Below are 25,105 nucleotides of genomic sequence, written 5' to 3'. Positions count from 1 at the left end.
TACTTGGAAGTCCCTAGTTAACGTTTTTTGCTACCACCTCTCGCACGCGATAAATAGGCCGTCCTTGGGATTCATGATATGTACGCATGAGTAATTCCGCTAAAAGACCGAAGCAAAACAACTGTACTCCAGTTACAAGCAACAAAACTGCCAAAATCAGCAAAGGACGATTGCCAATCATCTGACCCAAAGCTAATTTGATAAAAGTTAAATAAATGCCGATAAGCGTCCCCGAAACCATTGAAATCAAGCCCAACAAGCCGAAAACATGCATCGGGCGGGTGAGGAACTTTTTCATAAACAAAATGGTTAATAAATCCATCAACACCCGGAACGTCCGCCAAATCCCATACTTACTGCGACCAAAACGGCGGGCGTGATGGCGCACCGGCATTTCAGTAATTCTTGCTCCTTCGATGTATGCTAAAGCAGGTAAAAATCGATGTAATTCGCCATAAAGATTCATATCTGCCAGAAGTTCTGCACGATAGGCTTTGAGGGAACAACCATAGTCATGAATATTCACGCTAGTGGTGCGGCGAATTAACCAATTGGCAATTTTAGAAGGAAGTAAGCGATTTATGGCACCATCTTGGCGTTTTTGTCGCCAGCCACTTACCAAATCGTAACCTTCATCAAGCTTTGCCAATAGCATCGGAATATCAGCCGGGTCATTTTGCAAATCAGCATCTAAAGAAACGATCGCTTTACCTAGTGCATAATGAAATCCAGCCGCCATAGCCGCAGTTTGGCCGTAATTACGACGCAAAATCACCGCTTTTAAATCAGGACGTGTTTGTGCTTCTTGCTTGAGATATTCCCCGGAACCATCCGTAGAACCATCATCAACACAAATAATTTCATAATTTATCTGACTCGAAGATAATGTAGATGCGATCGCTTCTAATAAAAGTGGCAAACTTTCCACTTCATTGTGTATCGGCACCACCACCGAAACATCAGGGACAATTGTCGAAATCGCCCCATTTACTCCTTCACAAACCAACTCACTCCCCATCTTCCTGTGCGTCCTCAGCATCTCTGTGGTTCGTAACTCTTAACAACTCTACCAGCACCCCGCAGCTGCTGATAATAGGACTGACTAACAGCATCCCCCTGTTCCGAAAGAACATCAATCCCAATACCATTACGCCCCTGTTCCTTCCCAGAACTATGGATGTAATAACCATCCGCCAAATAAAGCCCTACATGAGTTGCTTTTTGAGTAGTTCCAAAAAATACCAGATCCCCAGGTGCTAATTCTGCAATGGTAATTGGTTGAGTAAATCCTTCCTGTTGATAAGCATCTCTCGGTAACCAAATACCCACAGAAGCAAAAGCCGCTTGCATTAACCCAGAACAATCATAATTTGGCCCTACCGTACCACCCCAAAGATAATAATTCGGTTGTTGCATCGCTTTTTGGGTAAAATCTATCACCTCTACCAGTAGTTTTTTAATTTCAAATTCAGAAAATCTTGCAGCCTGATAAAGTACAGTAGCAGGTTGTAATAAACCCAAATCTGAAAAGGATACCCATCCGGGATAGTCATCTTCACGCAAATACACCTCCACCGCCGAATCATCATGATTCGACGTTACCCATAAATGTCGCCCAGATGCGGCTTGAGTTGCTAGACGCGTACACTCAGGAGAATCGTATAAGTTCAGGTCAGCTAAACACTGATACTCCGCTGATTTGAGATTTTGGATTTGGGATTTTAGATTAAAGGACATTATTCTAGAATGATTTTTTTTAATAAAGACGAACAACTGGAAAATCTGGGTAATGGCATTTTAGATGCAACTTGGGCAGCATTTCCTACCTTAGCCCGCAACCAAATTGCCTTGACTTTGGTTGTTTACGACCCACCAGTGCCGGTAAATACTGGTGGTGCCCTGACTCCCGACGCTTTTTGGAACCACCCAGTGCGGGGTTTTACTTATCGCGGTGTGGAACGGATTTACCCTGCAAGTGTAGTCAAACTATTTTATCTGGTGGCAATAAATGAATGGCTAGAAAAAGGCATGAGCCAAACTTCTAAGGAATTAGAGCGAGCCTTGCGGGATATGATTGTAGACTCTAGCAATGATGCTACCAGCTTGGTTGTAGATATTCTCACTGGCACCACCTCAGGCCCCGAACTACCAGTAGCACCATTTGAAACCTGGAAATATCAGCGTAATATCGTTAACCGCTATTACCAATCCTTGGGATGGGAAGAAATGGAGACGATAAACGTCTGTCAAAAAACTTGGGGTGATGGCCCCTATGGACGAGAGCGGGCATTTGTGGGAGAGTTACTGGAAAATCGTAATATGTTGACCACAAATGCCATCGCCAGATTAATGCATAGTATTATCGGCGGAGTAGCAGTTTCAAGTGTGCGATCGCAAGGAATGATGGCTTTGCTCAAACGCGATGTCCAAAACTTACCCACTGATGTCGAAGAAGACCAAATAACAGGTTTTTTAGGCGGTGGACTTCCTAAAGATGCTCAAATTTGGTCAAAGGCGGGTTGGACAAGTCAAGTCCGCCATGATGCCGCCTACATTGAGTTAACAAACCAACGCCCCTACCTTTTAGTAGTATTTACTGAAGGCAAAGCCCAAGCTAAGAACCGGGAAATTTTGCCCTTTGTTTCCAAGCTAGTTGTAGAAGCGATTAGCAGTCTGTAAGACGGACTGGGGATTTGGGGAGGCTGGGGAGTAGAGGAGGTGGGGAGGTGGGGAGATGAGGGGATAGGGAAGTGTGGGGAGTGTGGGGAGTGTGGGGGGAAAGATTTCTTCCTCATCCTCCCACACCTCCCACCCCTCCCACACTTCCTGCTTGCCCAATGCCCAATGCCCAATTCCTCAGCTTGATTTTTTGGTTTTCATGTATTTATAGATAGATGCAATGTTACGGGCATCATCAATGCCCCGATGGTGTGTGCCTTGCAATTCCAAACCTAATTTATTGAGAGCTTGTGCCATACCAAATTTTTGAGAAACGCCAAGGTATTTGGAAAATTCTTCTTTGATATTTATGTGTTCTGGACTAAAAGGATAAGGAAAATTATGAAACGAGCAATCTTGAATAAATTGCTTTTTGTCATAATTGCCCCAAGAACAAAAAATATGATTGGGATATAAATTAATCCATTCTTTGAGGCGAGAAATTGCTTCTATAAATTTTGGTGCTTCATCAACATCTTGCTGGTGAATAGTAGTCAATTCTGTACAAAAAGGCGTTAGTTGTGGATGTCTCACAGGCTGAATAAATTGCTGAAACTCCGCATCAATTTCCCAGGTTTCACGATTAAGCATCACCGCACCAATTTCGATGATTTCCATTTCGTGGCGAGGAACAGTCCCTTTGTCACAGCATGTAGCTTCCAAATCAATTATTAAATAATAGTGGGAATTTTGAATTTTCATAATCAGGGAACCTTGAATCAGAATAGGGAATTCAGAATTCAGGAGTCAGAATTCAGGAGTCAGGAGTCAGAATTCAGAATTCAGGAGTCAGAATTCAGGAGTCAGAATTTTGAATAAATTTAATGTTGAATAATATTCATGTATTTTATTGTAATAATTATATTACATAATAATGCTGGTTATAGCTTTTTGATTTATTTGAAGCTGAATTTCGTGTAAAATAGCAAAGTTAGCTGTGGGCCGTCCTATCCTATTTTTTAAGGACAGAGGCTTATTTTAGTTCTGAATTCTGAGTTCTGTCTTCTGAATTCTGAGTTCTGTCTTCTGAATTCTGAATTCTGTCTTCTGAATTCTGAGTTCTGTCTTCTGAATTCTGAGTTCTGTCTTCGATTGATGAAAAAGGTTTAACCCAGTTCAGTTGCATAGCGATATCAAGGGCGATCGCTGCGATTGCAAAGGACAATACACTTTCTGCTGCCAATACTAAAAAAGGCCAAATTGTGCTATTGGAATTCCATCCGAGTTCTATTTGGGCTAATCCACGCACTAAGCCAAAAGCTAGTACGCCACCGGATTTGAGTTGAGGATTGTTATCTGAACGGATGATATAGCGATAAGTGACCCCAAACAGGAAACCAGTAAAAGTTGCAACACCGGCACTCAGCCACAAATGCCAATTAACATGACTTTGTAAAGTTACAAGTATTGGAAAATACTTTGCCAGTACTAAAGTATTTAATAAACTAGCGATCGCCAAGCCAGAAAATACGAAAAAACCTCCAATTACCGCAGCTTTGAGAGATTCTAGGCGTTCTGCCATTAATTGAGGATTTGAAATTGCGTTCATAGAAATTAGGGATTGCGTCTAATCGCCATTTTCTAATTAAATGCCGCTCTCATAGCATTTCTTAGTGTGCTGAGGTACAAATCAAATCTCTGCGTCTCTACCCTGTGGGTTCCGCCTTTGGCGGTATGCGTTTCAAAATATTATCTGTACCTCACTTAACTGGGAATCACTATATATAAAACTCATATTTGGTTTGAAGAAAAAATCAGTAAACTTCTACTCCCTTTTCCCTGTTCCCTGAATCAGATTTTTATATGGGAATTTTGATAATAAATTCAGTTCCCATACCTGATTGAGAGTTGACATCCAATACACCTTTGTGTTTTTGGACAACTATTTCATGGGCAATGGATAAACCAAGTCCAGTACCTTTACCAACACTTTTTGTAGTAAATAACGGTTCAAATAAGCGTTTTTTCAACCGTTCGGGAATACCAATACCATTGTCAGCAATCCGAATTACGGCGAATTGTTCAGATTCTATGCTGGTTGCAATTTTAATCTGAGGAGTTACATCGCTGATTTTGCCTTGAATTATAGCTTCATCTAGGGCATCAACCGCGTTTGCCAGAATATTCATAAATACTTGATTCATCTGCCCTAAATAACAGTTTACTTGTGGTAGTACTCCATAATTTTTAATAACTGCAATCTGTTGGCGTTGGCTATTAGCCTTGAGACGGTGTTGCAAAATCATGAGTGTGCTATCTAGTCCTTGGTGCAAATCAGCAGATATTTTGGCATCGCTATCCGAACGAGAGAAGTTGCGGAGTGAATTAGAAAGGTTACGAATTCGTTCGCTTCCGATTTCCAATGAATTCAAGATTTTTTTGATATCTTCGAGAATAAAATCTAAATCTAAGTTTTCAATAACACTAGTAATCTTAGTTGTTGGTTTTGGATACTCTTGTTGATACACTAAGAGTAACTCGGTGATTGCTTCAATGTATTCTTGCAAAGGTGGAATATTGCTGGAAATAAAGTTAACGGGGTTATTGATTTCATGACCGATACCAGCAACTAACTCTCCCAGTGTTGATAATTTTTCTTGTTGCACTAGTTGTACTTGTGCTTGTTGTAAAGCCTTGGTGCGATCGCTAACTTGTTGTTCCAAAGATTCATTCAATTGTTTGAGTTGTAAATGCACGCGCACTCTAGCAATAACTTCCTCTTGTGCAAAGGGTTTCGGGATATAGTCTACCGCACCAAGGGAAAATCCCTTAGTTTTGCTGTCGGTATCTGCTAAGGCAGTGGTGAAAATAATCGGAATGTTTTGAGTAACAGGATTAGTTTTCAAGCGGCGACAAGTTTCAAATCCGTCAATCCCAGGCATTTGTACATCCAGTAAAATTAACTCTGGTTGATTGCGTTCAACTTGAGCGATCGCACTTTCTCCATCCACTGCAACACGGAAACGAAATCCCTCACTATTGAGGGCTTCACATAAAACAGATAAATTTGTCGGATTATCATCCACAATTAAAATAAATCCAGTATTTGATTTTTTGTTCATGGCAGATTTTAAATCACAATTTAAATACAATTAGTTTATATATTGCTCGATAAAATTTGCCAAGCGTTTGAGTTGGAAATTACTAGCAAGCTGGACAATATGTTGAGTAAAAACTTTAAGTCTATCATCAGATAATGATAGTTGATTTGACAACTCTAAAATATTTTGAATATCACCATCCTGAACTAATTCAAACAATTCTAATAAAATCTCTTTGTTTGGAATAATCGTATCACCAGATTTTTCAAAATCAGTGGAATTATTGTTTTTACTTGCGTTTACTTTCTCGTCAAAAATCCATTGTAATTGAAAAATTTTTCGCAGCATTTCTAATAAAACCTCAGCTTCCACAGGCTTTGGTAGAAATGCATCTGCACCAACGTCAATACTCTTGTGCTGGTCGATGGCAAACACACTGGCAGAAGAAGCAATAATCGGAATTTTTTGAAATTGCTCCCACTGACGCAAACGATTAATGAAGCCAAATCCATCTAATATCGGCATCACTAAGTCAGTGATAATCAAGTCTGGTTTGTGGGCTAGAACCTTTTCCCATGCTTCCTCACCTTGACTAGCTTCAATAACCGTAAACCCAACTGGCTCTAGTAAATTTAAAATTACCGAGCGATTTTCCCATTTATCATCTGCAATCAAAATCGTGCGTCTTTGTCCTAAATAACCAATAATTGTTCCTTGGTCAATCATTCTGGAAACTTTGGCCCAGTCTTTAGATTCTGGGAATTTTGCTTCAAACCAGAAAGTGCTACCTTTGCCTAAGGTACTTTGCACCTGAATTTGACCGCCCATCAACAAAACAATTTTTTGACTAATTGCTAATCCCAAACCCGTGCCTTCAGATTGTCGTTTTTGATTTCCCACTTGCTCAAAGGGCTGGAAGATTTTCTCGGCTTGTTCCGGTTTTATACCAGTGCCAGTATCTATTACCTGAAAGCAAATTTTGTAGTTAGTTTTGCCATTATCCGATTCTCTACCAGTGACCTGAACTTTAAAAGTGACGCTGCCTTGTTCGGTAAATTTAATTGCATTACTAAGTAAATTAATTAGTACTTGGCGTAAGCGTTTTTCATCACCATGAATACCCGTTGGCAAATCGGGATCGAGTTGCACTTCAAAGGCAATGACCTTTTGTTCTGCACGGATGCGGCAAATTTCAGTGACGCTATCAATAAAGGCAGGCAAATAAAAATCAATAGGATGCAATTCGAGTTTGCGAGCTTCGATTTTGGAAAGATCGAGGACATCATTAATCAGCGTTAAAAGATGAGAACCACATTGATAAATAACACCTAATCCTTTGCGTCCTTTTTCAGTCAAAGATTCTGTGCGTTGGAGGATTTGTGTATAACCCAAGATGCCATTTAAGGGTGTACGTAGTTCATGACTCATATTCGCCAGAAATTCACTTTTTGCCTGACTGGAATTTTGAGCGACTTCTTCAGCTTTGCGTAGTTCTTGCTCAATGCGTTTACGCTCTACAATTTCAGTGGAAAGCGCTCGATTGATAGCTTCTAACTGGGCTGGACTTGGTAACATCAGGGCTTGAGGCATCAGAGAAATTAAGGCAAACGCCGTGTATATAGAAATAATCGCAGTTACAGCTTTTAGAGAGCCTGAAATCCAATAATCTGGATGCCAAAGCGTCCAAATATCCATTAAATGTCCGGTACCGCAGGCAATGATAAAAGCACCGAATAATACAAAGACTCCATTAAAAGGCACGTCTTGGCGTTTTAAAATAAAATAAATTAATAAAAATGGAATTGAATAATAAGCAAAAGCGATGGTAGCATCAGAAATAATATGCAGCCAAACTAATCCCGTTTTCCACAGATAGCAATGTCCGTGGGGAATAAAACCGTCGGAGTTGAAAGCGTAGCTAAGAAAAGTCAGCATTGATACTAGGGTTTGCAAAACTTCAAATATATGGACGTAACCCTAATATTCCCAAGACAAAGAATATAACAGCGCGATCGCTAGTTTTTTACAGTTGTGTTCATGATTACTTAAAATTACTCAGTATCTCATTGGAGATGCTATGAGAGAAAGCCATCGCCCACAAAACTGACAACATCATCGATAAAAAAATCTCAGCCCGCCCAATCCCTGTATGATAAACATTAGAAACCTTTTGTAATGATTTGAAAAGCGGGACTATGGAAATTTTGACACTGGGCTGGGTATCACTGCTAGTCGTGTTCACTTGGTCAATTGCAATGGTAGTCTGGGGACGTAACGGACTGTAGAGGTATGGTAGAAACTCCATTCCTGAGTATTTTGGCTTTAATTGCCGTAGTGCTGCTGGTAGCAGTAACAGGTGGTATTGGTTATTTGACCGTAACAGATTGGCGCGATCGCCGTCGTCGAGAAGAAGAAAAACGTATCACTCGCAGCACTACTCCCAAGCGGCGATGATCCCCTGGTAGTTAAAAAATCTTTTTTGTAGGGACATGACAATATCGCGTCCCTACATTATTTTATTTAGGGACTTGCAAGTAAAAAAATATTCCATTGCTACTGTTGACTAGTTGCTTCTTTTTCGGAGTTTTTTCGCTGCGTTTCGTGAATCTCCCGCGATGATTTTTTTAGTTACTCGCTTACTGAGTAATAAAAATTGCTAGAAACTGAGAATAAATCTCATAATTTTTCTCTTTTTTCCGAAATTTCCAGTCTCTTTTACTCAAATAAGTAGACATCATCAATTGTGTACATTAATACAGATGAAAATGGGCATTGGGATATCTACATTGATATTGGTCGAAGTAGTATTTTCTAGCTAGCTAATCACGAGAAAATCTTACCACTAAACATGAAAATAGTTCTTTGCCCTACTCCCTATTTTGAAGCTAGGTAAGCAGAAATATTTATCGTTACAACAAGACAGAAGTCAGAGAACAGAAGGCATAAGCAAAGGCAGTTTGAGTCAATTTTACTTTTTGTTACATACTTTAGTTTATTTACACTGTTTTACTTAATTGTTACGTTTGCGATGGTTGAGGGAACTATGATATTGAGAACTTTGAATATTTAAAATTCCCCAGGGAATGGAAAACTCCTCTATTATTCAACCCATACAACCAAATTCACAACAGCAACAATCTCATTGTGATGTGGGATTTTCCTTGCGCCAGAATGAGCAACAACAAGCTTTGTCTGGAGTTATTGCCCGAATTCGTGAATCTTTAGATATAAACGCCATTTTTAAAATTACTGTTACTGAAGTGCGCCAGCTTCTAAAAAGCGATCGAGTCGGTGTATTTCGTTTTTATCCTGATTTGGCATGGGAAGGAGAATTTATCTACGAAGATGTCGGAAGTGAATTTAGTTCAGCACTAGCAGCCAAAGTCCGGGATCACTGCTTTGCTGAAGATTTTGCACCGCTGTATCAGCAAGGTCGAATTAAAGCAACAGATGATATTTATCAAGTAGACGCCAGTCATTGCTATATCGAGATTTTGGAGAAATTTCAGGTACGCGCCAATATTGTTGCTCCTTTGTTGAAAGGAAAAGATTTATGGGGATTGTTGTGTATTCATCAGTGTCATAGTTCTCGACAATGGGAAGCATCTGAAATTGAGTTTGTGCAACTGATTGCCGAACATCTGGGAGTAGCTTTGCAACAAGCAGATTACCTAGAGCAAGTCAAACTACAATCGGCAGAACTAGCACAAGCCAAAGCTAAAGAAAAAGCAGCAGAATGGCAGAGAACTATAGCCATAACTATTGAGAAAATTCGCCAGTCCCTGGACTTGGAAAGCATTTTCCGCACCAGCACCGCAGAACTCAGACAGTTGCTAAATGCCGATCGCGTCGCCATTTATCGCTTTAATCCAGATTGGAGTGGTAAATTTGTCTTTGAATCAGTGGCAGAAGGTTGGATCTCGCTGATAGATGAGCAATTGCATCGGCCAGAATTGAGCGCAAATGTCAGCGAATGTAGTGCTAAAGATTTAGCTAAACCCCCAGTTGCCGATACTTACTTACAAGAAACAGCAGGCGGTCGATTTACTAGAAGTGAAGTATACCGTCTTTGTAATGATATTTACAATGCAGGCTTTAGCAAATGCTACATTAAAATTTTAGAAACTTATCAAGCAAGAGCTTATGCGATTATTGCTATTTACCACGGTCAAAAGCTTTGGGGCTTGCTAGCAGTATACCAAAACTCGGTAACTCGCCATTGGCAAGAAGATGAAGTTTACTTGCTCACCCAAGTTAGTACCCAATTAGGTGTAGCTTTACAGCAAGCCGAATTTTTACAACAAATGCAACTCCAAGCAGCACAAATCAGTAAAGCTGCTGAAAGACAAAGAGCTTTAGCAAACACAGTAGAAAAAATTCGCCAGTCACTTGAAATAGAAGCTATTTTTAAAACCACTACCCAAGAAGTACGAAGGTTATTAGAAGTAGAACGAGTGGCAATTTATCGTTTTTATCCTGATTGGAGTGGTGAATTTGTTGCTGATTCCATTGTTGATGGCTGGACGCCAATGGTTAAGCCCCAGCCTGTGACGGAAGGCGTTCTACTGCAAGGAACCCAAGCAGGTAAGTATGCACGTAATGAAGTTTTTGTTCCTATTTCTCAAGGGGAGAAGCTTTGGGGATTGTTGGTAGCTTATCAAAACTCCCAACCCCGTTATTGGCAAGACGAGGAAATTAACTTACTGGCGCAAGTCGGGGTGCAATTGGGGGTAGCATTACAGCAAGCTGAATCCTTAAAACAAGTGCAAGTACAAGCCCAAAAGTTGGCTAAAGCTGCTGAAAGAGAGAAAGCCTTAGCTGCAACGGTGGAGAAAATTCGCCAATCTCTTGATATTGACACTATCTTTGCTACCAGCACAGCAGAAGTCCGACGACTATTAGAAGTCGATAGAGTCACAATCTATCGATTCCGGACTGATTGGAGTGGCGAATTTGTTGCTGAGTCTTTAGCCCAAGATTGGATATCAGTGAAGGAACTTGTAAATGTAATGTCTACAACGGTCTACGCAGACGATTACTTGCAAAATACCCAAGGTGGAGACTTTGCCAATGGTCAAATACTTGTAATTAAGGATATTTACAAGACTAATTATTCTGTGTCTGATATTGCCTTAATCGAACTAATTAAAGCTAGGGCATATATGATTGTGCCGATTTTTCAGGGTGAGAAACTCTGGGGATTACTAGCAGCATATCAAAATACCAAGCCCCGTGATTGGCAAGAAGATGAAGTAGATTTACTGATGCAAATTGGCACTCAGTTAGGAGTCGGACTTCAACAAGCGGAATTACTCGAACAAACTCAACGTCAAAAAGAAGAACTCGCCCAGACTTTGAAAGAATTGCAGCAAACCCAAAGCCAGTTGATTCAAAGTGAAAAAATGGCAGGTTTAGGGCAATTAGTTGCTGGAATTGCCCATGAAATTAACAATCCCATTAGTTTTATTTACGGCAATATCACTTATGTTAGCGAACATGCAGGAAGTTTATTAAAATTACTCCACCTTTATGACAAAGAATATCCACAAATAACAGCAGAAATTCAAAAGCAAGCAGCAGAAATCGATTTAGATTTTATTGCCGATGACTTACCAAAAATTCTCACTTCCATGACAATGGGGGCAGAACGAATTTCTCAGTTGGTATTATCTTTACGGAGTTTTTCTCGACTTGATGAAGCCGAAATGAAACCCGTTGATTTGCATGAAGGTATTGATAGTACTTTGTTGATTTTACAACACCGATTGCAACAAAAAACTAATTCTTTTGCCATTGAAATAATTAGAGAATATGGTGGTTTACCTCCAGTAGTCTGCTATGCAGCGCAGATGAATCAAGTATTTATGAATATTCTCAATAATGCCATCGATGCTCTAGAACATGCAGTAAATCTTGGTCAAATAATTGACAAGCCCAAAATATGGATTCGCACAAAAGTTCAAGAATCGAATACTATTATCATTTGCATTGCAGACAATGGTTGTGGTATTCCAGAAATAGTGCGATCGCGCATTTTTGAGCCTTTCTTCACTACTAAGCAACCCGGTCAGGGTACTGGTTTGGGGCTATCCATTAGCTATCAAATTATTGTGGAAAAACATGGTGGTAATATCAAATGTATTTCTGAGGCTGGTAAGGGCTGTGAATTCTGGATCGAAATTCCCATGAAACAGAGAGTTAATTGAAGCAGAATACAGAATTCAGAACTCAGAATTCAGAATCAGCTAGGCTAACAGAATTGATGATTCAGTATTTTGGTGAAATGTTATGATGCCAATATTGTTGTTTTATGAAACAATATCAATCCCAAATCCAAAATTCAAAATTATATCAGCTTAACCAGAAACTGAACAAATTTCACCAGTTATTTGGCTAGCAGTGCAATACTCCACAATTGCTGGTAATTCCTTTTCAATATCAATTGGAGTTCCTCTTTTAGCAATTTCTTTTATTTTTTGGAAAATCTTAATCACTAAGTCTTGGTTTTCAATCAGTTCTTCTCTACCAATTTGTTTGAGAGCTAGTTTAACAGCAATATATCCTGATTGCATCCCCAATGCTAAACTACTTTTAATTCCGAAAATTTCTGGATTTAAACTTTGATAAAGCCTTTCATCTTTGGCGACGGCATTGACATGAACACCCGCATAGTGAGTAAAAGCATTTTTTCCCACTAAGGGATGATGAGGAGAAATAGATATGTGGGAATGTTCGCTGACAAAATCATATAATTCCTTTAAATAGCTCAAATTCCAAGAAGGTTTTTCTTCAATTATATCTGTTAAATTTATCAGTAATTCTGCTAAATCCACAATGCCAGAACGTTCCCCTAGCCCCATAACAGTGACATCAATAATATCTGCTCCTGCCTTGTAAGCATCTAGAGCATTTGCTAAGGCTAAACCGCGATCGTTATGACAATGAATTTCGATTTTGGGATATAAATTTTCTCTGGCGAATTCTTCTTTAAGAGTTTTCACATAATAAGAAATACTGCGATTTCTAGCAAATGGTGTTGTGTATCCAGTTGTATCAGCTATGCTAATGATATTAGCTCCGGCTCGGACTGCTGCCATCGCTGCGGCAATGACGTTTTCCATCGGCGATCGCACTGTATCTTCTGGAGTATAACGAATTACTAAGTTTTCTTGCTGCTCTCTGGCAAAAGCTATAACTTCAACAATTTTTTCTATAGCTTTTTCTAGACCAATATCATAATCCTGTTGCAATCGTTGTTCGGAAACGCTAAAAAAGATACCTAAAAAATTGACGCCACACTCTAGGGCTTTTTTCACATCATCTTTTCGACAAAGACAATGAGCGCCTATTTTGGCTTTTAAACCAGCATTGGCAATCAGGCCGATGGCTAAGGCAATTTCCCGATCTACCGCAGGATTGCCAGCTTCAATAATATCAACTCCTATGCAGTCTAAAAACTGAGCGATCGCTAACTTGATCTCAGGAGGAAAATAAACTCCTGGAGTTTGTTCCCCTTCTCTCAAAGTAGAATCCAGAATTTGAATCATCTCTTCTATAAATTTAGGAACAAATTTTCACTCTTGTTTTCTCTGTGGTTGATTATACTAAGCCTTGAATCCCACAGTGCATTAATTTCCAGCAAAAATGTAATTGGCTATACAAATTCCTCAAAAAAACTATAAAAATAGGTAATTAGACTAACTAATTACCTATTATTAAGAGCGATCGCTTGTAAGTAAGTTCTAACTACCCTATTCCATCGATAACTGGGTGGAAGTAAAAGGCAAACCCCAACACAGTATAAGCAGCTAATAATAAAGTGCCTTCCAGCCAATTAGACCTACCATCAGAACTAATGGTATTGGCAATCAACACTGACACAACCACAGCCACTAATTCAAAAGGTTTGAAATCCAAATCCATCGGCTGACCAAAGAGCAATCCTGCAATCACCAACACAGGCGCGACAAATAGGGCAATCTGCATACTCGATCCCACAGCCACAGAAAGGGAAAGATCCATTTTATCTTTCATTGCAACGGTGACTGCTGTGGCATGTTCAGCAGCGTTACCAATGATGGGAACTAAAATTACCCCTGTAAACAATGATGTCAAACCCAGCTGGGATGTAGCCACTTCTAGAGAATCCACCAGCATTTCTGATTCAAATGCTACTAACAAGGTGCATACTAGCAGCACACCGACCCACAACGCAACATTAGGTTTACTATGGGAAATTTCCTCTTCTTCTGCGTCTGCTACACCTACGTCATACAAATATGTGTGAGTTTTCATAGAAAACAGCAGCGTTAAGGCGTAAACTAGGATTAATACTACCGCAACAGCAACAGAAAGATATTGCAGCGTTTGTTCCTGAACTCCTGTAGCGGTGTAGTTCATGGCTGTGGGCAACAAAATGGCAATCACAGCCAAATTCATCGAAGCAGCATTCACTCGCGCTACAATAGGCTGAAATGTTTGTTCTTTGTAACGCAGTCCTCCCAACAGCATAGAAAGACCCATCACCAGCAGTAGGTTACCGATTATCGATCCCGTAATACTGGCTTTGACTACATCTATCAAACCAGCCTTCAACGCCACCAAAGCGATGATGAGTTCTGTAGCATTACCAAAGGTGGCGTTTAATAACCCCCCTAATGATGGCCCCACCACCACAGCAATTTCTTCTGTGGCTGTTCCCATCCAAGCCGCTAAAGGCAAAATGGCTAATCCAGCTGTAATGAAAACTATCAATTCTCCCCACTCCAGAAAGTGGGCCGCCAGAGAAACCGGGATAAACAGTAATAAAACGAGAAAAATAATGTTTTTAGTTGACATTTGTTGCTTTGAGTCGAGGGTATCATGCACAGCGGGTAGTCCTAAATTTTAAATTTTGAGTGTTGGATTGAACAAGAATTCAGAATTCAGAATTCAGAATTCAGAATCAATAAGTGGGGAATTCCCATCTACCACTCATCACTCCCATAGGATACTCTCAAGCATCTATAGACCAATTCAGAGATTTTACTGTTTTCAGTTCACTTCTGTGCATGTTATGTAAAATAATGTTGCCATTTAAGAAGTTTTCGTAACCCTTCGTTGCAAAAGTATGAAATGGATTCAGACCATTACACCAAAAATTGGGTTTAATATATTAAAAGACAATTAAGTTTTTTATTGGCACTGCCAAAGAGAAAACCCCTAACTGAGGCGTTGTTAAATGGCTAATTACTGGAAGCCTTCGGGAAAAGGGCTGTGCGATAACGCAGATTTCCCACTACAATAAGACCGTTTTCTCAAAAATTTGGTTGTATTTCATAGTTGTTGTTTATACCGGATTTTGTGTTCAAAGCATTGAAGAAAGGTTTATGCACAAAATTTATCGGTGCAACTGCGAGTTTTTTGTTTTGGATATATATACATGACTTCTGCTGCACAAATGCCAGCTAACTCTGGCTCAACGTTAACACATTCAGATTCTAAGAACATTCACGAGAGCGATCCCCTGAGAACGGCTCATGGTGTTTATGTGACGGTGCATGGTCATTTTTATCAGCCACCGAGGGAAAATCCTTATCTGGACGCGATTGAACGCCAACCGAGCGCTGCACCTTTCCATGACTGGAATGAGCGGATTCATTGGGAATGCTATCGTCCAAATGCTTTTGCCAGAGTCTTAAATGACCGAGGCGAAGTGATGGGGATCGTCAATAATTATGAGTATTTTAGTTTTAATATTGGCCCAACGCTGATGTCGTGGCTAGAACGCCACGATGTGGAGGTTTATCAGCGGATTTTGGAGGCTGATGTCAAAAGTAGTCAACGTTTGCATGGTCACGGAAATGCGATCGCGCAAGTATACAATCACATCATCATGCCTCTGGCGAACGAACGCGACAAATATACCCAAATTCGCTGGGGTAAAGAAGACTTTCGTTCCCGGTTTGGACGCGATCCCGAAGGTATGTGGTTAGCAGAAACCGGTGTGGACTACCCCACTCTAGAAGCTTTAGTTGCTGAAGGTATTCGCTTCGTTATCCTTGCACCGTCTCAGGCACAGCGCTGTCGTTCTTTCCCAACTAAGGATCGTCCCAATCCAGAATGGTACGAAGTCGGTGGTAGTCAAATCGATCCCACCCGTCCTTATCGTTGTTATTTGAAGCCTACATTAGACACTTCATCTTCACCTTTGAGTGCGATCAAAGAGGGAACTAGGGAGTCGGGAGTAGGGAATGGTAGTACTTCCCACTCCCCAGTTTCCACTGCCGATTCTCCCTACATTGATATCTTCTTTTACGATGGCCCGATATCGCGGGACATGGGTTTTAGTGATGTGGTTTATAGTTCCAATCGCTTTGCTGGACGTATCGGTTCGGCGGTGCGTGGGGATCATCGTCCTGCACAGTTGATATCTGTGGCCACAGATGGCGAAACCTTCGGACATCACAAGAAAGGAACTGAAAAAACCTTAGCCTACGCCTTTACAACGGAATTCCCACAACAAGGTTGGACAGTGACTAACTTTGCCCACTACCTGAGTTTAAATCCTCCGACTTGGGAAGTTGAATTAAAGCCAGTCACAGCCTGGAGTTGTGCCCACGGTGTAGACAGATGGCAAGATAACTGTGGTTGCGGTGGAGAAGGTGGTGTTTGGCATCAAAAATGGCGTCGTCCATTGCGGGATGCCCTGAATTGGCTGCGGGATCAACTAATTGAAGTGTATGAGGAATATGGCAGACAGTTATTTCGCGATCCCTGGTTAGCACGGGATGAATATATTCAAGTGATACGCGATCGCTCTTCTGCCAATGTCAACCGTTTTCTCTCTCGCCATCAAACCCACAAACTAACGGCCGCCGAACAAGTAGACGCCCTGCGTTTGTTGGAAATGCAACGTCATGCTTTGTTGATGTTCACCAGTTGTGGCTGGTTTTTTGAAGAAATTTCCCGTCCAGAAGGTACGCAGATTCTCCGCTACGCCGCCCGTGCTTTGGAATTAGCGGGAGAAGTAGCAGGGGTGCAGTTGGAAAAAGACTTCGTCAAACATCTTGGTTTAGCCCCCAGTAATGTCGATCAATTCAAACATGGTGGGGAAATTTATCGCCAACTGGTACTCACAGCCCAACTTGGTTTTAAACAAGTAGCAGCCCATTATGCCATTAGTTCGTTGTTTATAAATCAGGGATCCACACTAGGTACTGGCCACTCAACCCTGGGTACTCACACCAAGCGAGTTTATTGCTACGCCGTCAATGAGTTAGATTATCAACTCCAACGCATGGGATCGCTAACTCTGGCTGTGGGAAATTTGAAGCTAGTATCAGAAATTACCTGGGAAAGCGAACATTTAGTATTTGCGGTTCTGCATTTGGGAGGTTGGGATTTCCACTGCTGTATTCAACAATTTACTGGACGGCGTGACTACACCCAATTAAAAGAAAAGCTCTTTAGCGCACTGCAACAAGCAAGTGCAGCTCATACCATCTTGGCAATGACACAGTTGTTCGGCGAAGAGACTTTCAGCTTGGAAAATCTATTTGCAGAAGAACGCCATAGAATTATGCGGTTATTGAGTCAGGAAACACTGACACGCTTAGGGCAACTTTATACCCAAGTGTACCGTGATAATTATGGTGTGTTGATGGCGTTCCATCGAGATGAAATACCAGTACCACAGGAATTGCAAGTAGCGGCGGAGATCGCTTTGGGACATCGCTGTATGATGACATTGCGATCGCTCGAACAAGATATTACCGAACCGCAAATGCGTTGGACTCACATAGTAGAATTAGAGGCCATCGCCACAGAAGCAAAACATCTGCATTGTCGGCTGAATATTCCCGACGGCAAGCAGATACTAGAACAGTTAATTGTGCGATCGCTTTGGCAATTGTTACACGATGCCAACGGTAGTTTTAATGCAGATATCCAACAGTTAGATCGGTTAATTGATATCGGGGATCAATTAAATATTGATATTTCTCTACATCGATCCCAAGAACTATATTTCAGTTGTCTGCACAGTCAGATAATACCTTTGTGTCTTACCACCCTGAGCAATGAAGAAGATATTCATCAGTGCCGACAGTTGCTGAAGTTGGGCAAAAAGCTAGCGGTTGATGTCAGTATGATTTTGAATCAGTTCCCATAATATGTAGGGGCGGACATCTGTTCGCCCTTACCGCATATTGCTATAAATCAAAATGGCGTCTAAACCGGGGATCAATCCTATCGGTTTTTTGCTGATTGCAGGTAAAGCACAGGGTTTGTAGATTGCTAATATCATTTTGACCGCCACGAGCCAGGGGAATGATATGGTCAATGGTCAGGTTAGTTTCTGTTGCAGTTTTACCGCAACTCCGGCATTGATATTTGTCACGTTGCCAAACATATTTTTTGACTTCCGGCGGAATAGGAATGCGGGGAGTTTTATTCATGATTATTGAACTAACTTTTAACAATCTAGTTTTTTAGTTCCCTCCTTGTTAACATTACAGCAGTTTGTTTTCTATTTGAACCACATCTGTTGTAGGGGCGCAAGGCTTTGCGCCCCTAAAGCGTGGTCTGTTTACCTGAAAATTGCTGTAAATAAAGTAAACGCAATAAAAATATAGAAAAGTAGAAGTAGCACTTTTAGAAAGTGAGACGCAATTTCGGCTATTGGCAGAGGCAACATTTTAGGCGATCGCCAAGCAAGTAATTGGGTCTTCTGATATGCTTTTAATGAGGCAAAATGTCATTTAAACTAATATGAAATCCAGGAAAAAGCGGCGAATTAATTGATTGGTTTAGCCGATATTGTTGTTGAATATAACTGTCTTCAACTAATTGACAAACAGTGAAAGTAGGTTGTTTGGGTTTTCCAATAAATGCCACACCACCCAATCCTCGATAATCTGCAATCCAATATTCAGGAATGCCTAACAGCGCATATTCCTCAACTTTCCTGGCATAGTCAGTTTCCCAATTGCTACTAACAACTTCCACCACCAGTTTAATTGAGCGTCCAACAGTAATTACGGGTTCTCGTTCCCATAGGGGTTCGCGGTGGAGAACGGTTTCATCAAGAACTACAACATCAGGACGACGCGCTGTAGCTGTATCTGCAAAGGGGTAAATTAAACAAGTGCGAAGAATAAACCAGGGCAATTTTTGTGCAACCAGGTAAATCCCTATTTGAGTTGCTAGTTTGCCACTCACGGTTTCATGGGGGCCTGTGGGTTCCATGTCAATTAGTTCTCCGTCCGCTAATTCATAGCGGGGATTGTCTCGGTATTGGGAAAGGAAATCTTCAAAAGTGAGGGTTTTGGAGGAGATATGTGTCATGAAAGTCAATCTCCTAAAGGCGAGTTGTTTTGATGGAAGAAGAATTCAGAATTCTCAACTTCTGCTATGGGTTCTTTGGTTTTGGCAATACATACCACATTACCCATGAACAAGAATTTTTCCAGAAATTTTCGGCGGTGCGTTACCCTGTGTTAACGCACGCTACCGGCTTTTACGGCACAATCAACACTGGGCAAGGGGAAAGATTTATGACGCGAGTGGTGACACTATCAGTCGCTCCCTCTTCAGTCAAGCCTAGCCCCCGACAACCCATGATGATTAAATCTGCGCCGATTTCATCAGCGACATCACAGATGGTAAAAGCCGGTTTACCTTGCCTTTCCAGAACTTCGGATTGAATTCCTTGCTCAGAAAATAAAGATTGGGCAGTTTGGAGCAATTTAGCAACTACCTCTGGCGACATCATTGGATCTCCACTAGCTGCATCTGCGGGTGGTTCTTCTACCACAGACAGCAGCACTAAGCGACTACCGTACTTTTGGACAATGTTGGTAACTACGTCAGCAGCTTCCCGTGTTTCCCGGCTTTGATCGATTGGAAATAGTACTGTCTTAAACATCTCTATCACCTGGCACCCCTGACTCCGGTAAAATCTGGATGGTTCTACTTTCAAAACAATAACAAAAAGGCAATCAGGAGAGTTTGCTGTGTCCAAAAAAAGTTTAGCAAGTTTATCTGCGGCTGATATATCTGGAAAACGCGCTTTGGTACGGGTTGATTTTAACGTACCTGTGAACGATGAAGGTAAGATCGCAGACGATACTCGCATTCGGGCTGCTCTGCCAACCATCCAAGATTTGATCGAGAAAGGAGCTAAGGTGATTCTCGTCAGCCACTTTGGGCGTCCCAAAGGTGTGGATGATAAATTGCGCCTGACACCAGTGGCTGCGCGTCTCTCTGAGTTGTTGGGGCAAGAAGTTGTGAAGACTGATGACTCCATTGGCGATGAAGTTGCAGCTAAAGTGGCAGCGCTGGAAAATGGGCAAGTGCTGTTACTGGAAAATGTCCGTTTCTACAAAGAAGAAGAGAAAAATGACCCAGAATTTGCAAAAAAATTGGCTGCAAACGCTGATTTTTATGTAAATGATGCTTTTGGTACCGCACACCGCGCCCATGCTTCTACTGAAGGCGTGACTAAATTTCTCAGTCCTTCTGTGGCTGGATATTTGGTTGAGAAGGAATTGGAATATCTCCAAAATGCCATTGAAAATCCCCAGCGTCCTTTGGCTGCAATTATCGGTGGTTCCAAAGTTTCCAGCAAAATTGGTGTGATTGAAACGTTGCTGGAGAAGTGCGACAAGCTAATCATCGGTGGTGGGATGATTTTTACCTTCTACAAAGCCCGTGGTTTGAATGTTGGTAAGTCCTTGGTGGAAGAAGACAAACTAGAACTAGCGAAGTCTTTGGAAGCCAAAGCAAAGGAACGTGGTGTTACCTTCCTGTTACCCACAGATATCGTATCGGCAGATAAATTTGCTCCCGATGCCAATGCGACAACTGTCAGCATTGAGAATATCCCTGCTGATGGTATGGGTTTGGACATTGGCCCAGATTCAGTAAAAGTTTTCCAAGAAGCACTTGCAGATACCAAAACAGTGATTTGGAACGGGCCGATGGGCGTGTTTGAGTTTGATAAGTTTGCGGTAGGTACAGAAGCCATCGCCCGCACTCTTGCTGAAATTGGCAAAACTGGCACAACCACCATTATCGGCGGCGGCGACTCCGTGGCAGCTGTGGAAAAAGTTGGTTTAGCCGAGCAAATGAGCCACATCTCCACCGGCGGCGGCGCTAGCTTGGAGTTACTTGAAGGTAAGGAATTACCCGGTATCACCGCTTTAGATGATGCGTAATTAGGGACTGGGGACTGGGGACTAGGAGATGTAGCTTTAGCTTCTCTTTGGGAGACGCTAGCGCGAACCCACAGGGTGGGAGACAAGGAAGATGAGGAAGAATAATAACTCCTCACTCCTAACTCTTAACTCCTCACTCCTCACTCACCATCCCCCATGCCCCATGCCCAATCCCCAATTCCCAATCCCTAAAATATGGAACCAAAATGGCTGGAATGGTCGCAAAAGTTACAAGCGATCGCCCAAAATGGTCTTACCTATTCTGAAGGTGTTTATGATATCGAACGCTATAAACAATTACGAGCGGTCGCCACAGAAATTATGGCGACTTACTCAAATGTCGAACACAGCTATCTGCTTGATTTATTTAGCGGCGAAGTAGGATATGCAACTCCCAAAGTTGATGTCCGGGGAGCAATTTTTAGAGATGATACTATTTTGTTAGTTAAAGAAAGAGCCGATGGTTTATGGACTTTACCTGGTGGATGGGCTGATGTAGGCGAGTCTCCCAGTGAGGTGGTTGTCAAAGAAGTATATGAAGAATCTGGATATCAGACACGTGCTACTAAATTATTAGCAGTTTATGACAGAGATAAACAGGGACATCCACCGTTTCCTTTTTATGTCTATAAGTTGTTTTTTAAATGCGAACTTATTGGTGGTTCTCCCTCATCAAGTATCGAAACCGAAGCAGTAGATTTTTTTCCTGAAGATGCGTTACCAGAACTTTCTATTGGACGGGTGACGCCGACACAAATCGCCAGACTTTTCCAACATTATCGCCAACCAGATTTACCAACAGATTTTGATTAACAAGTAGCCTTCAGCACAATCAGTAATTGCGATCTAATTTCGGGCTAATCAAACTGAAGAAAAAAGTCCTAGCTTGATGAATAAAGTCATGACTACAAATTCTTGATCGTAGGTGATTTAGCCGACAATGATTCGGTTGATGGCTAAGGGAACTCCAAAAAATAAATTATTCCGGTTGGGGTCGTTGACTGCTGAGTGTCAACCGTCAACTGTCAACAGTTAACACTTTTCCGTGGAATATTTTTTTACTTGGAAGTCCCTAAAACTTATGAGTAAAAATATCAAAAAGGCTCAAGCTTTTTTGCCTGAGCCACTACAAAATAAAATTAATTTGCTAGATTAATGAGGTCAGCTCAATAGAGCTAAATTTATCAAGGTAAGGTTAGTAGCGGTTACGAGAACCACCATATCCTCCCCGATTACCGCCAAAGGAACTTCTTTCTTCCCTGGGCTTGGCTTTATTGACTTTTAGGTCACGTCCCATCCACTCTGCACCATTAAGCGCATCAATGGCAGCTGTTTCTTCAGCATCTGTACCCATTTCTACAAAACCAAAACCGCGTAAACGACCTGTTTCACGGTCAGTAGGTAGCTGAATTCGCTTAACAGAACCATATTCTGCAAACACAGCATTGAGACTTTCTTCTGTAACTTCGTAAGAAAGATTGCCTACATAAACTGACATGGATTGTCTCCGAAATTATAAATATGTAGAGATTTAGATTTCGGAGAAAAGTTTGTAAATACCAAAAACAAAAACTCTGTCAATACTAAAAACAAATGCAGTTAACCGAACTAACTCTCATCTCCCATGATTGCACGAAAAACAAATTTTAGGGAAGAAATTTGAAACCTGTTATATAAAGTAATATAAACAATTGATTTTATGTAGGGCTTGCTGAAAAAGTCTCTTTGTGAGGACTGGGAACTCTTAATAGGGTTAGGGGAAAGAAAAACAAGCTTAAGTAGAACGACTTGAAAAAACTAAACTATGTTAAGTAATGCAAAAAATTTTGTATTTAGTTCGTAGTAAGGACTTTAGTCCTGATTAGAAAACTAAAGTACTTACTACGAGACGCTACGCGTAGCTTGCTTCCCCGGAGGGGTACACTACAAACCTTTAATTATTTACACCGTTCTACTTATATGAACTGTATTGGCTTAAAACCTACTCCAAGGTTTGGGCTATCTCTTTCCCGACTCCCGAACCCACCGCAACTGGGCTTCAGTCAATAAGCAATAGTACTTATAATTGTGCAAGAAATTGGGGTAGAAAACACAATTTTTAAGCTAGTGATACCTACTGCGGGCTACACTTAGGCCTTAAATTTAAAAACATCATTGATTTTTTAGTCAAAATTCAGTACACAACTTAATTTATTACTTTATTAAGCAGTTAATTTATAGTGTAATTTCTATTGACAAAATTAATTTTATCTTAATTTTGTCACCAATGCTTGCAGCCCAAGTTACTATCTTTGACTGCAATTTAGTATTTTTTTTAAACCAGGACTTACACTTACATAGTTCACTGCCCTGACAATTTACTATGTTTGTTGCATTTTTATTGACTTAAAAATTTCCATAATGATATTAAAAAATAAGAATGTGTTTTGTCATAACATAAATAACATTAATTGATTTTTTTAAATAATAAATATTATGCAAAATCCAATTTTGACAGCAGTATTTGTTTTATTTTCATCCATGTTTACACTCAAGGCTACTGCTGCTGATTTTGATCGTATTTATGTGTTTGGTGACAGTTATTCTGATAATGGTAATTTTTACAATATTACAAGAAATGAATTGGTTGTAGGTATTCCTCCTCACCCATATAAAGATGGGCGCTTTTCTAATGGACGAGTCTGGGTAGAATATCTGGCAGAAGATATGGGCTTAAACCCCTCTTCCACTGATAATTTTGCTGTTGGTGGTGCTAAGTCTGGCTTATATAACATTAATATACCTCCTGTGCATGGTTTATATTTAACAGGAGTTTTGTCTCAAATTAATAAGTTTACAGCAGTTAATAAATCAGTCGATCCAAATGCACTTTATATCGTGTGGGGCGGTACTAATGATTTCCTTGACTCTCACAATCTTGGAAATCCCAATGAATCTGTTACCAATATATTAATGGCTGTGCGTAGTCTTGCCAGTGTTGGCGCTAAAAATATCCTGGTAGCTAATTTATTTAATTTAGGAAATTTACCGGGTACAAGAAATAGTCCCAAGTCTAAATTCCTTAACGATTGGGTTGCTGAATATAATGTTGAGTTAATCAACAGTCTCGATTCTTTAAGCCAAGAACTAAATCAGATAAATATTATTTTTTTAGATGTTAATTCTTTATTTAACCAGCTTTTAGCTAATCCCCAACAATACGGTTTTACAAATACTATCGACTCTTGCTTAGGAAATTCAGTTTTAATCACTATACCTGCTTCTTATCCATCATTGAACTGTAAGACTGACCCAAATAATTTTTTGTTCTGGGACAGCATCCATCCTACAACTGCCGGTCATAAAGTTATCGCGGAATATGCAGCTTCAGTTTTAAAAACTCAATCTATTTTCAAGTCTGTTAAAAAAGTAGAAAAATCTAAATACAGAATTTGTATTAATTACTTTCCGGTGTCACCTCAGGACTAGGTGTAGGTATAGGTTCGGGTGTAGAAGTTTCTGTGGGAGTTGGTGTCGGAGTTGGTGTTGGACTTAGCGTCGGCGTGGGAGTTGGCGTGGGTGTTTCCGTGGGTGTTGGTGTGGGAGATGGAGGTGTAGTAGGAGTTTGCGCTGTGATGCTGAGTTGATAATCTAATGATTTCGATGCTGTGGAAACAACGACAAACTCATAAAAACCGTTTTCTGGTAACTGAGTTGATAAAGTACGTCGGGTAGAATCTTCTAAAAATTTAATTTTGCCAGTAGGTGAATAAACTGATAACAAAACTTGAGAATTTGCTTGTAGTTTTAATTCTAAAGATTGTTCTTTGGCAAGTTCGGCAATAAAAACTTTTCCACCACCAGGTTCTAGAGTACCACTGACTGTTTTGCTAATAGCACCGGGATCGAAAGTAAGTTTTTGGAAAGCACTACCCGAAAGGATAGCACTGAGTTTATCACTGACAAATCCATACCAAACTTGTCCAATGGGCTGTCCTGTAAAATTTTTACCTCGCTGTTCAGCCAATGGGGAGTGGGGTGATCGGTTCTTAGTGTTGCGGGGGATTACAATGACAGTCTTCAATGTGAGCAATCAGGCGCAGCTGAATGCTGCGGTCGCCGCCGCGGTTGGCGGTGACACGATCCTGCGGTTGGCGGTGACACGATCCT

Annotated in this window: 20 protein-coding genes and 1 pseudogene; 8 read left to right on the top strand and 13 right to left on the bottom strand. The window is 40.8% G+C overall.

The genetic code is table 11. The features are described from left to right. Window positions 1-13: 13 nt before the first annotated feature. Together VF06_RS22935 and VF06_RS22930 are read right to left on the bottom strand one after the other, a co-directional pair. Complete coding sequence (locus VF06_RS22935) at window positions 14-1,018, bottom strand: glycosyltransferase family 2 protein (protein WP_099070285.1); 1,005 nt, start codon at window positions 1,016-1,018, stop codon at window positions 14-16. A 14-nt stretch (window positions 1,019-1,032) separates the two neighbouring features. Further along, window positions 1,033-1,737, bottom strand: coding sequence for a C40 family peptidase (locus VF06_RS22930; RefSeq protein ID WP_099070286.1), 705 nt, complete (start codon window positions 1,735-1,737; stop codon window positions 1,033-1,035). A gap of 9 nt (window positions 1,738-1,746) precedes the next feature. Between VF06_RS22930 and VF06_RS22925 the strand changes: the two genes are divergently transcribed. Next, window positions 1,747-2,679, top strand: coding sequence for a serine hydrolase (locus tag VF06_RS22925; protein WP_099070287.1), 933 nt, complete (start codon window positions 1,747-1,749; stop codon window positions 2,677-2,679). Between the two features lie 177 nt (window positions 2,680-2,856). Here the strand turns inward: VF06_RS22925 and VF06_RS22920 are convergent, their stop codons facing one another. The 4 genes from VF06_RS22920 to VF06_RS22905 form a co-directional block, all read right to left on the bottom strand. Then, window positions 2,857-3,420: a 3'-5' exonuclease gene (locus VF06_RS22920; protein WP_099070288.1), complete on the bottom strand. Its 564-nt coding sequence runs from the start codon at window positions 3,418-3,420 to the stop codon at window positions 2,857-2,859. A 271-nt stretch (window positions 3,421-3,691) separates the two neighbouring features. Continuing rightward, window positions 3,692-4,267, bottom strand: a complete 576-nt coding sequence (locus VF06_RS22915; protein WP_306419408.1) for a hypothetical protein — start codon at window positions 4,265-4,267, stop codon at window positions 3,692-3,694. 250 nt (window positions 4,268-4,517) lie between these two features. Further along, window positions 4,518-5,780, bottom strand: a complete 1,263-nt coding sequence (locus VF06_RS22910; protein ID WP_099070302.1) for a hybrid sensor histidine kinase/response regulator — start codon at window positions 5,778-5,780, stop codon at window positions 4,518-4,520. A 30-nt stretch (window positions 5,781-5,810) separates the two neighbouring features. Continuing rightward, the gene (locus VF06_RS22905) at window positions 5,811-7,694 is read right to left on the bottom strand and encodes an ATP-binding protein (RefSeq protein WP_099070289.1); all 1,884 of its coding nucleotides are present in this window, start codon (window positions 7,692-7,694) and stop codon (window positions 5,811-5,813) included. 260 nt (window positions 7,695-7,954) lie between these two features. Between VF06_RS22905 and petN the strand changes: the two genes are divergently transcribed. From petN to VF06_RS22890, 3 genes are all read left to right on the top strand, one after another. Beyond that, a complete protein-coding gene (gene petN, locus VF06_RS22900) occupies window positions 7,955-8,044 on the top strand; it encodes a cytochrome b6-f complex subunit PetN (RefSeq protein ID WP_012408302.1) in 90 nt (29 codons plus the stop codon). A 4-nt stretch (window positions 8,045-8,048) separates the two neighbouring features. Then, window positions 8,049-8,213, top strand: a complete 165-nt coding sequence (locus VF06_RS41110) for a hypothetical protein (protein ID WP_099070290.1) — start codon at window positions 8,049-8,051, stop codon at window positions 8,211-8,213. Between the two features lie 629 nt (window positions 8,214-8,842). Continuing rightward, window positions 8,843-11,965: a GAF domain-containing sensor histidine kinase gene (locus VF06_RS22890; protein WP_099070291.1), complete on the top strand. Its 3,123-nt coding sequence runs from the start codon at window positions 8,843-8,845 to the stop codon at window positions 11,963-11,965. A gap of 150 nt (window positions 11,966-12,115) precedes the next feature. Here VF06_RS22890 and VF06_RS22885 read toward each other — a convergent pair whose 3' ends face one another. After that, window positions 12,116-13,306, bottom strand: a complete 1,191-nt coding sequence (locus tag VF06_RS22885) for a LeuA family protein (RefSeq protein ID WP_099070292.1) — start codon at window positions 13,304-13,306, stop codon at window positions 12,116-12,118. Window positions 13,307-13,505: 199 nt separating this feature from the next. Continuing rightward, on the bottom strand, window positions 13,506-14,597 hold the full coding sequence (gene cax / locus VF06_RS22880) for a calcium/proton exchanger (RefSeq protein ID WP_099070293.1): 1,092 nt from the start codon (window positions 14,595-14,597) through the stop codon (window positions 13,506-13,508). Window positions 14,598-15,180: 583 nt separating this feature from the next. On the opposite strand from cax, the gene VF06_RS22875 reads away from it, so the two are divergent. Beyond that, entirely contained in the window at window positions 15,181-17,910 is a 2,730-nt protein-coding gene (locus VF06_RS22875) for a DUF3536 domain-containing protein (protein ID WP_099070294.1), read from the top strand. A gap of 40 nt (window positions 17,911-17,950) precedes the next feature. Here VF06_RS22875 and VF06_RS22870 read toward each other — a convergent pair whose 3' ends face one another. The 3 genes from VF06_RS22870 to VF06_RS22860 all read right to left on the bottom strand — a co-directional run bounded on the left by VF06_RS22870 (window position 17,951) and on the right by VF06_RS22860 (window position 19,665). Further along, window positions 17,951-18,196, bottom strand: coding sequence for an HNH endonuclease (locus tag VF06_RS22870; RefSeq protein WP_099070295.1), 246 nt, complete (start codon window positions 18,194-18,196; stop codon window positions 17,951-17,953). A gap of 283 nt (window positions 18,197-18,479) precedes the next feature. Beyond that, window positions 18,480-19,085: a Uma2 family endonuclease gene (locus VF06_RS22865; RefSeq protein ID WP_099070296.1), complete on the bottom strand. Its 606-nt coding sequence runs from the start codon at window positions 19,083-19,085 to the stop codon at window positions 18,480-18,482. A gap of 172 nt (window positions 19,086-19,257) precedes the next feature. Then, a complete protein-coding gene (locus tag VF06_RS22860) occupies window positions 19,258-19,665 on the bottom strand; it encodes a universal stress protein (RefSeq protein ID WP_099070297.1) in 408 nt (135 codons plus the stop codon). An 88-nt stretch (window positions 19,666-19,753) separates the two neighbouring features. Here VF06_RS22860 and VF06_RS22855 point away from each other — a divergent pair, with 88 nt between their 5' ends. Together VF06_RS22855 and VF06_RS22850 are read left to right on the top strand one after the other, a co-directional pair. After that, window positions 19,754-20,956 (top strand): phosphoglycerate kinase, encoded by a 1,203-nt coding sequence (locus VF06_RS22855; protein WP_099070298.1) that lies wholly within the window; start codon window positions 19,754-19,756, stop codon window positions 20,954-20,956. A gap of 195 nt (window positions 20,957-21,151) precedes the next feature. After that, entirely contained in the window at window positions 21,152-21,769 is a 618-nt protein-coding gene (locus VF06_RS22850; protein ID WP_099070299.1) for an NUDIX hydrolase, read from the top strand. A 382-nt stretch (window positions 21,770-22,151) separates the two neighbouring features. On the opposite strand, the gene rbp is transcribed toward VF06_RS22850, so the two are convergent. Beyond that, window positions 22,152-22,454, bottom strand: a complete 303-nt coding sequence (gene rbp / locus VF06_RS22845; protein WP_099070300.1) for an RNA-binding regulator — start codon at window positions 22,452-22,454, stop codon at window positions 22,152-22,154. A gap of 977 nt (window positions 22,455-23,431) precedes the next feature. Here rbp and VF06_RS22840 point away from each other — a divergent pair. Beyond that, window positions 23,432-24,424 (top strand): SGNH/GDSL hydrolase family protein, encoded by a 993-nt coding sequence (locus VF06_RS22840; RefSeq protein WP_180267467.1) that lies wholly within the window; start codon window positions 23,432-23,434, stop codon window positions 24,422-24,424. Here the strand turns inward: VF06_RS22840 and VF06_RS22835 are convergent. Next, window positions 24,393-24,956: pseudogene (locus VF06_RS22835) on the bottom strand (serine/threonine protein kinase); the annotation flags it as partial. The gene VF06_RS22840 and the pseudogene VF06_RS22835 sit on opposite strands and share 32 nt — an antisense overlap. Window positions 24,957-25,105 lie beyond the last annotated feature (149 nt).

Origin of the sequence: Nostoc linckia z4 (genome assembly GCF_002608075.1) — a bacterium.
GTDB lineage: Bacteria > Cyanobacteriota > Cyanobacteriia > Cyanobacteriales > Nostocaceae > Nostoc > Nostoc linckia.
The sequence above is the reverse complement of the archived record's forward strand: the minus strand, read 5'-3'. Positions and strand labels throughout refer to the sequence as shown.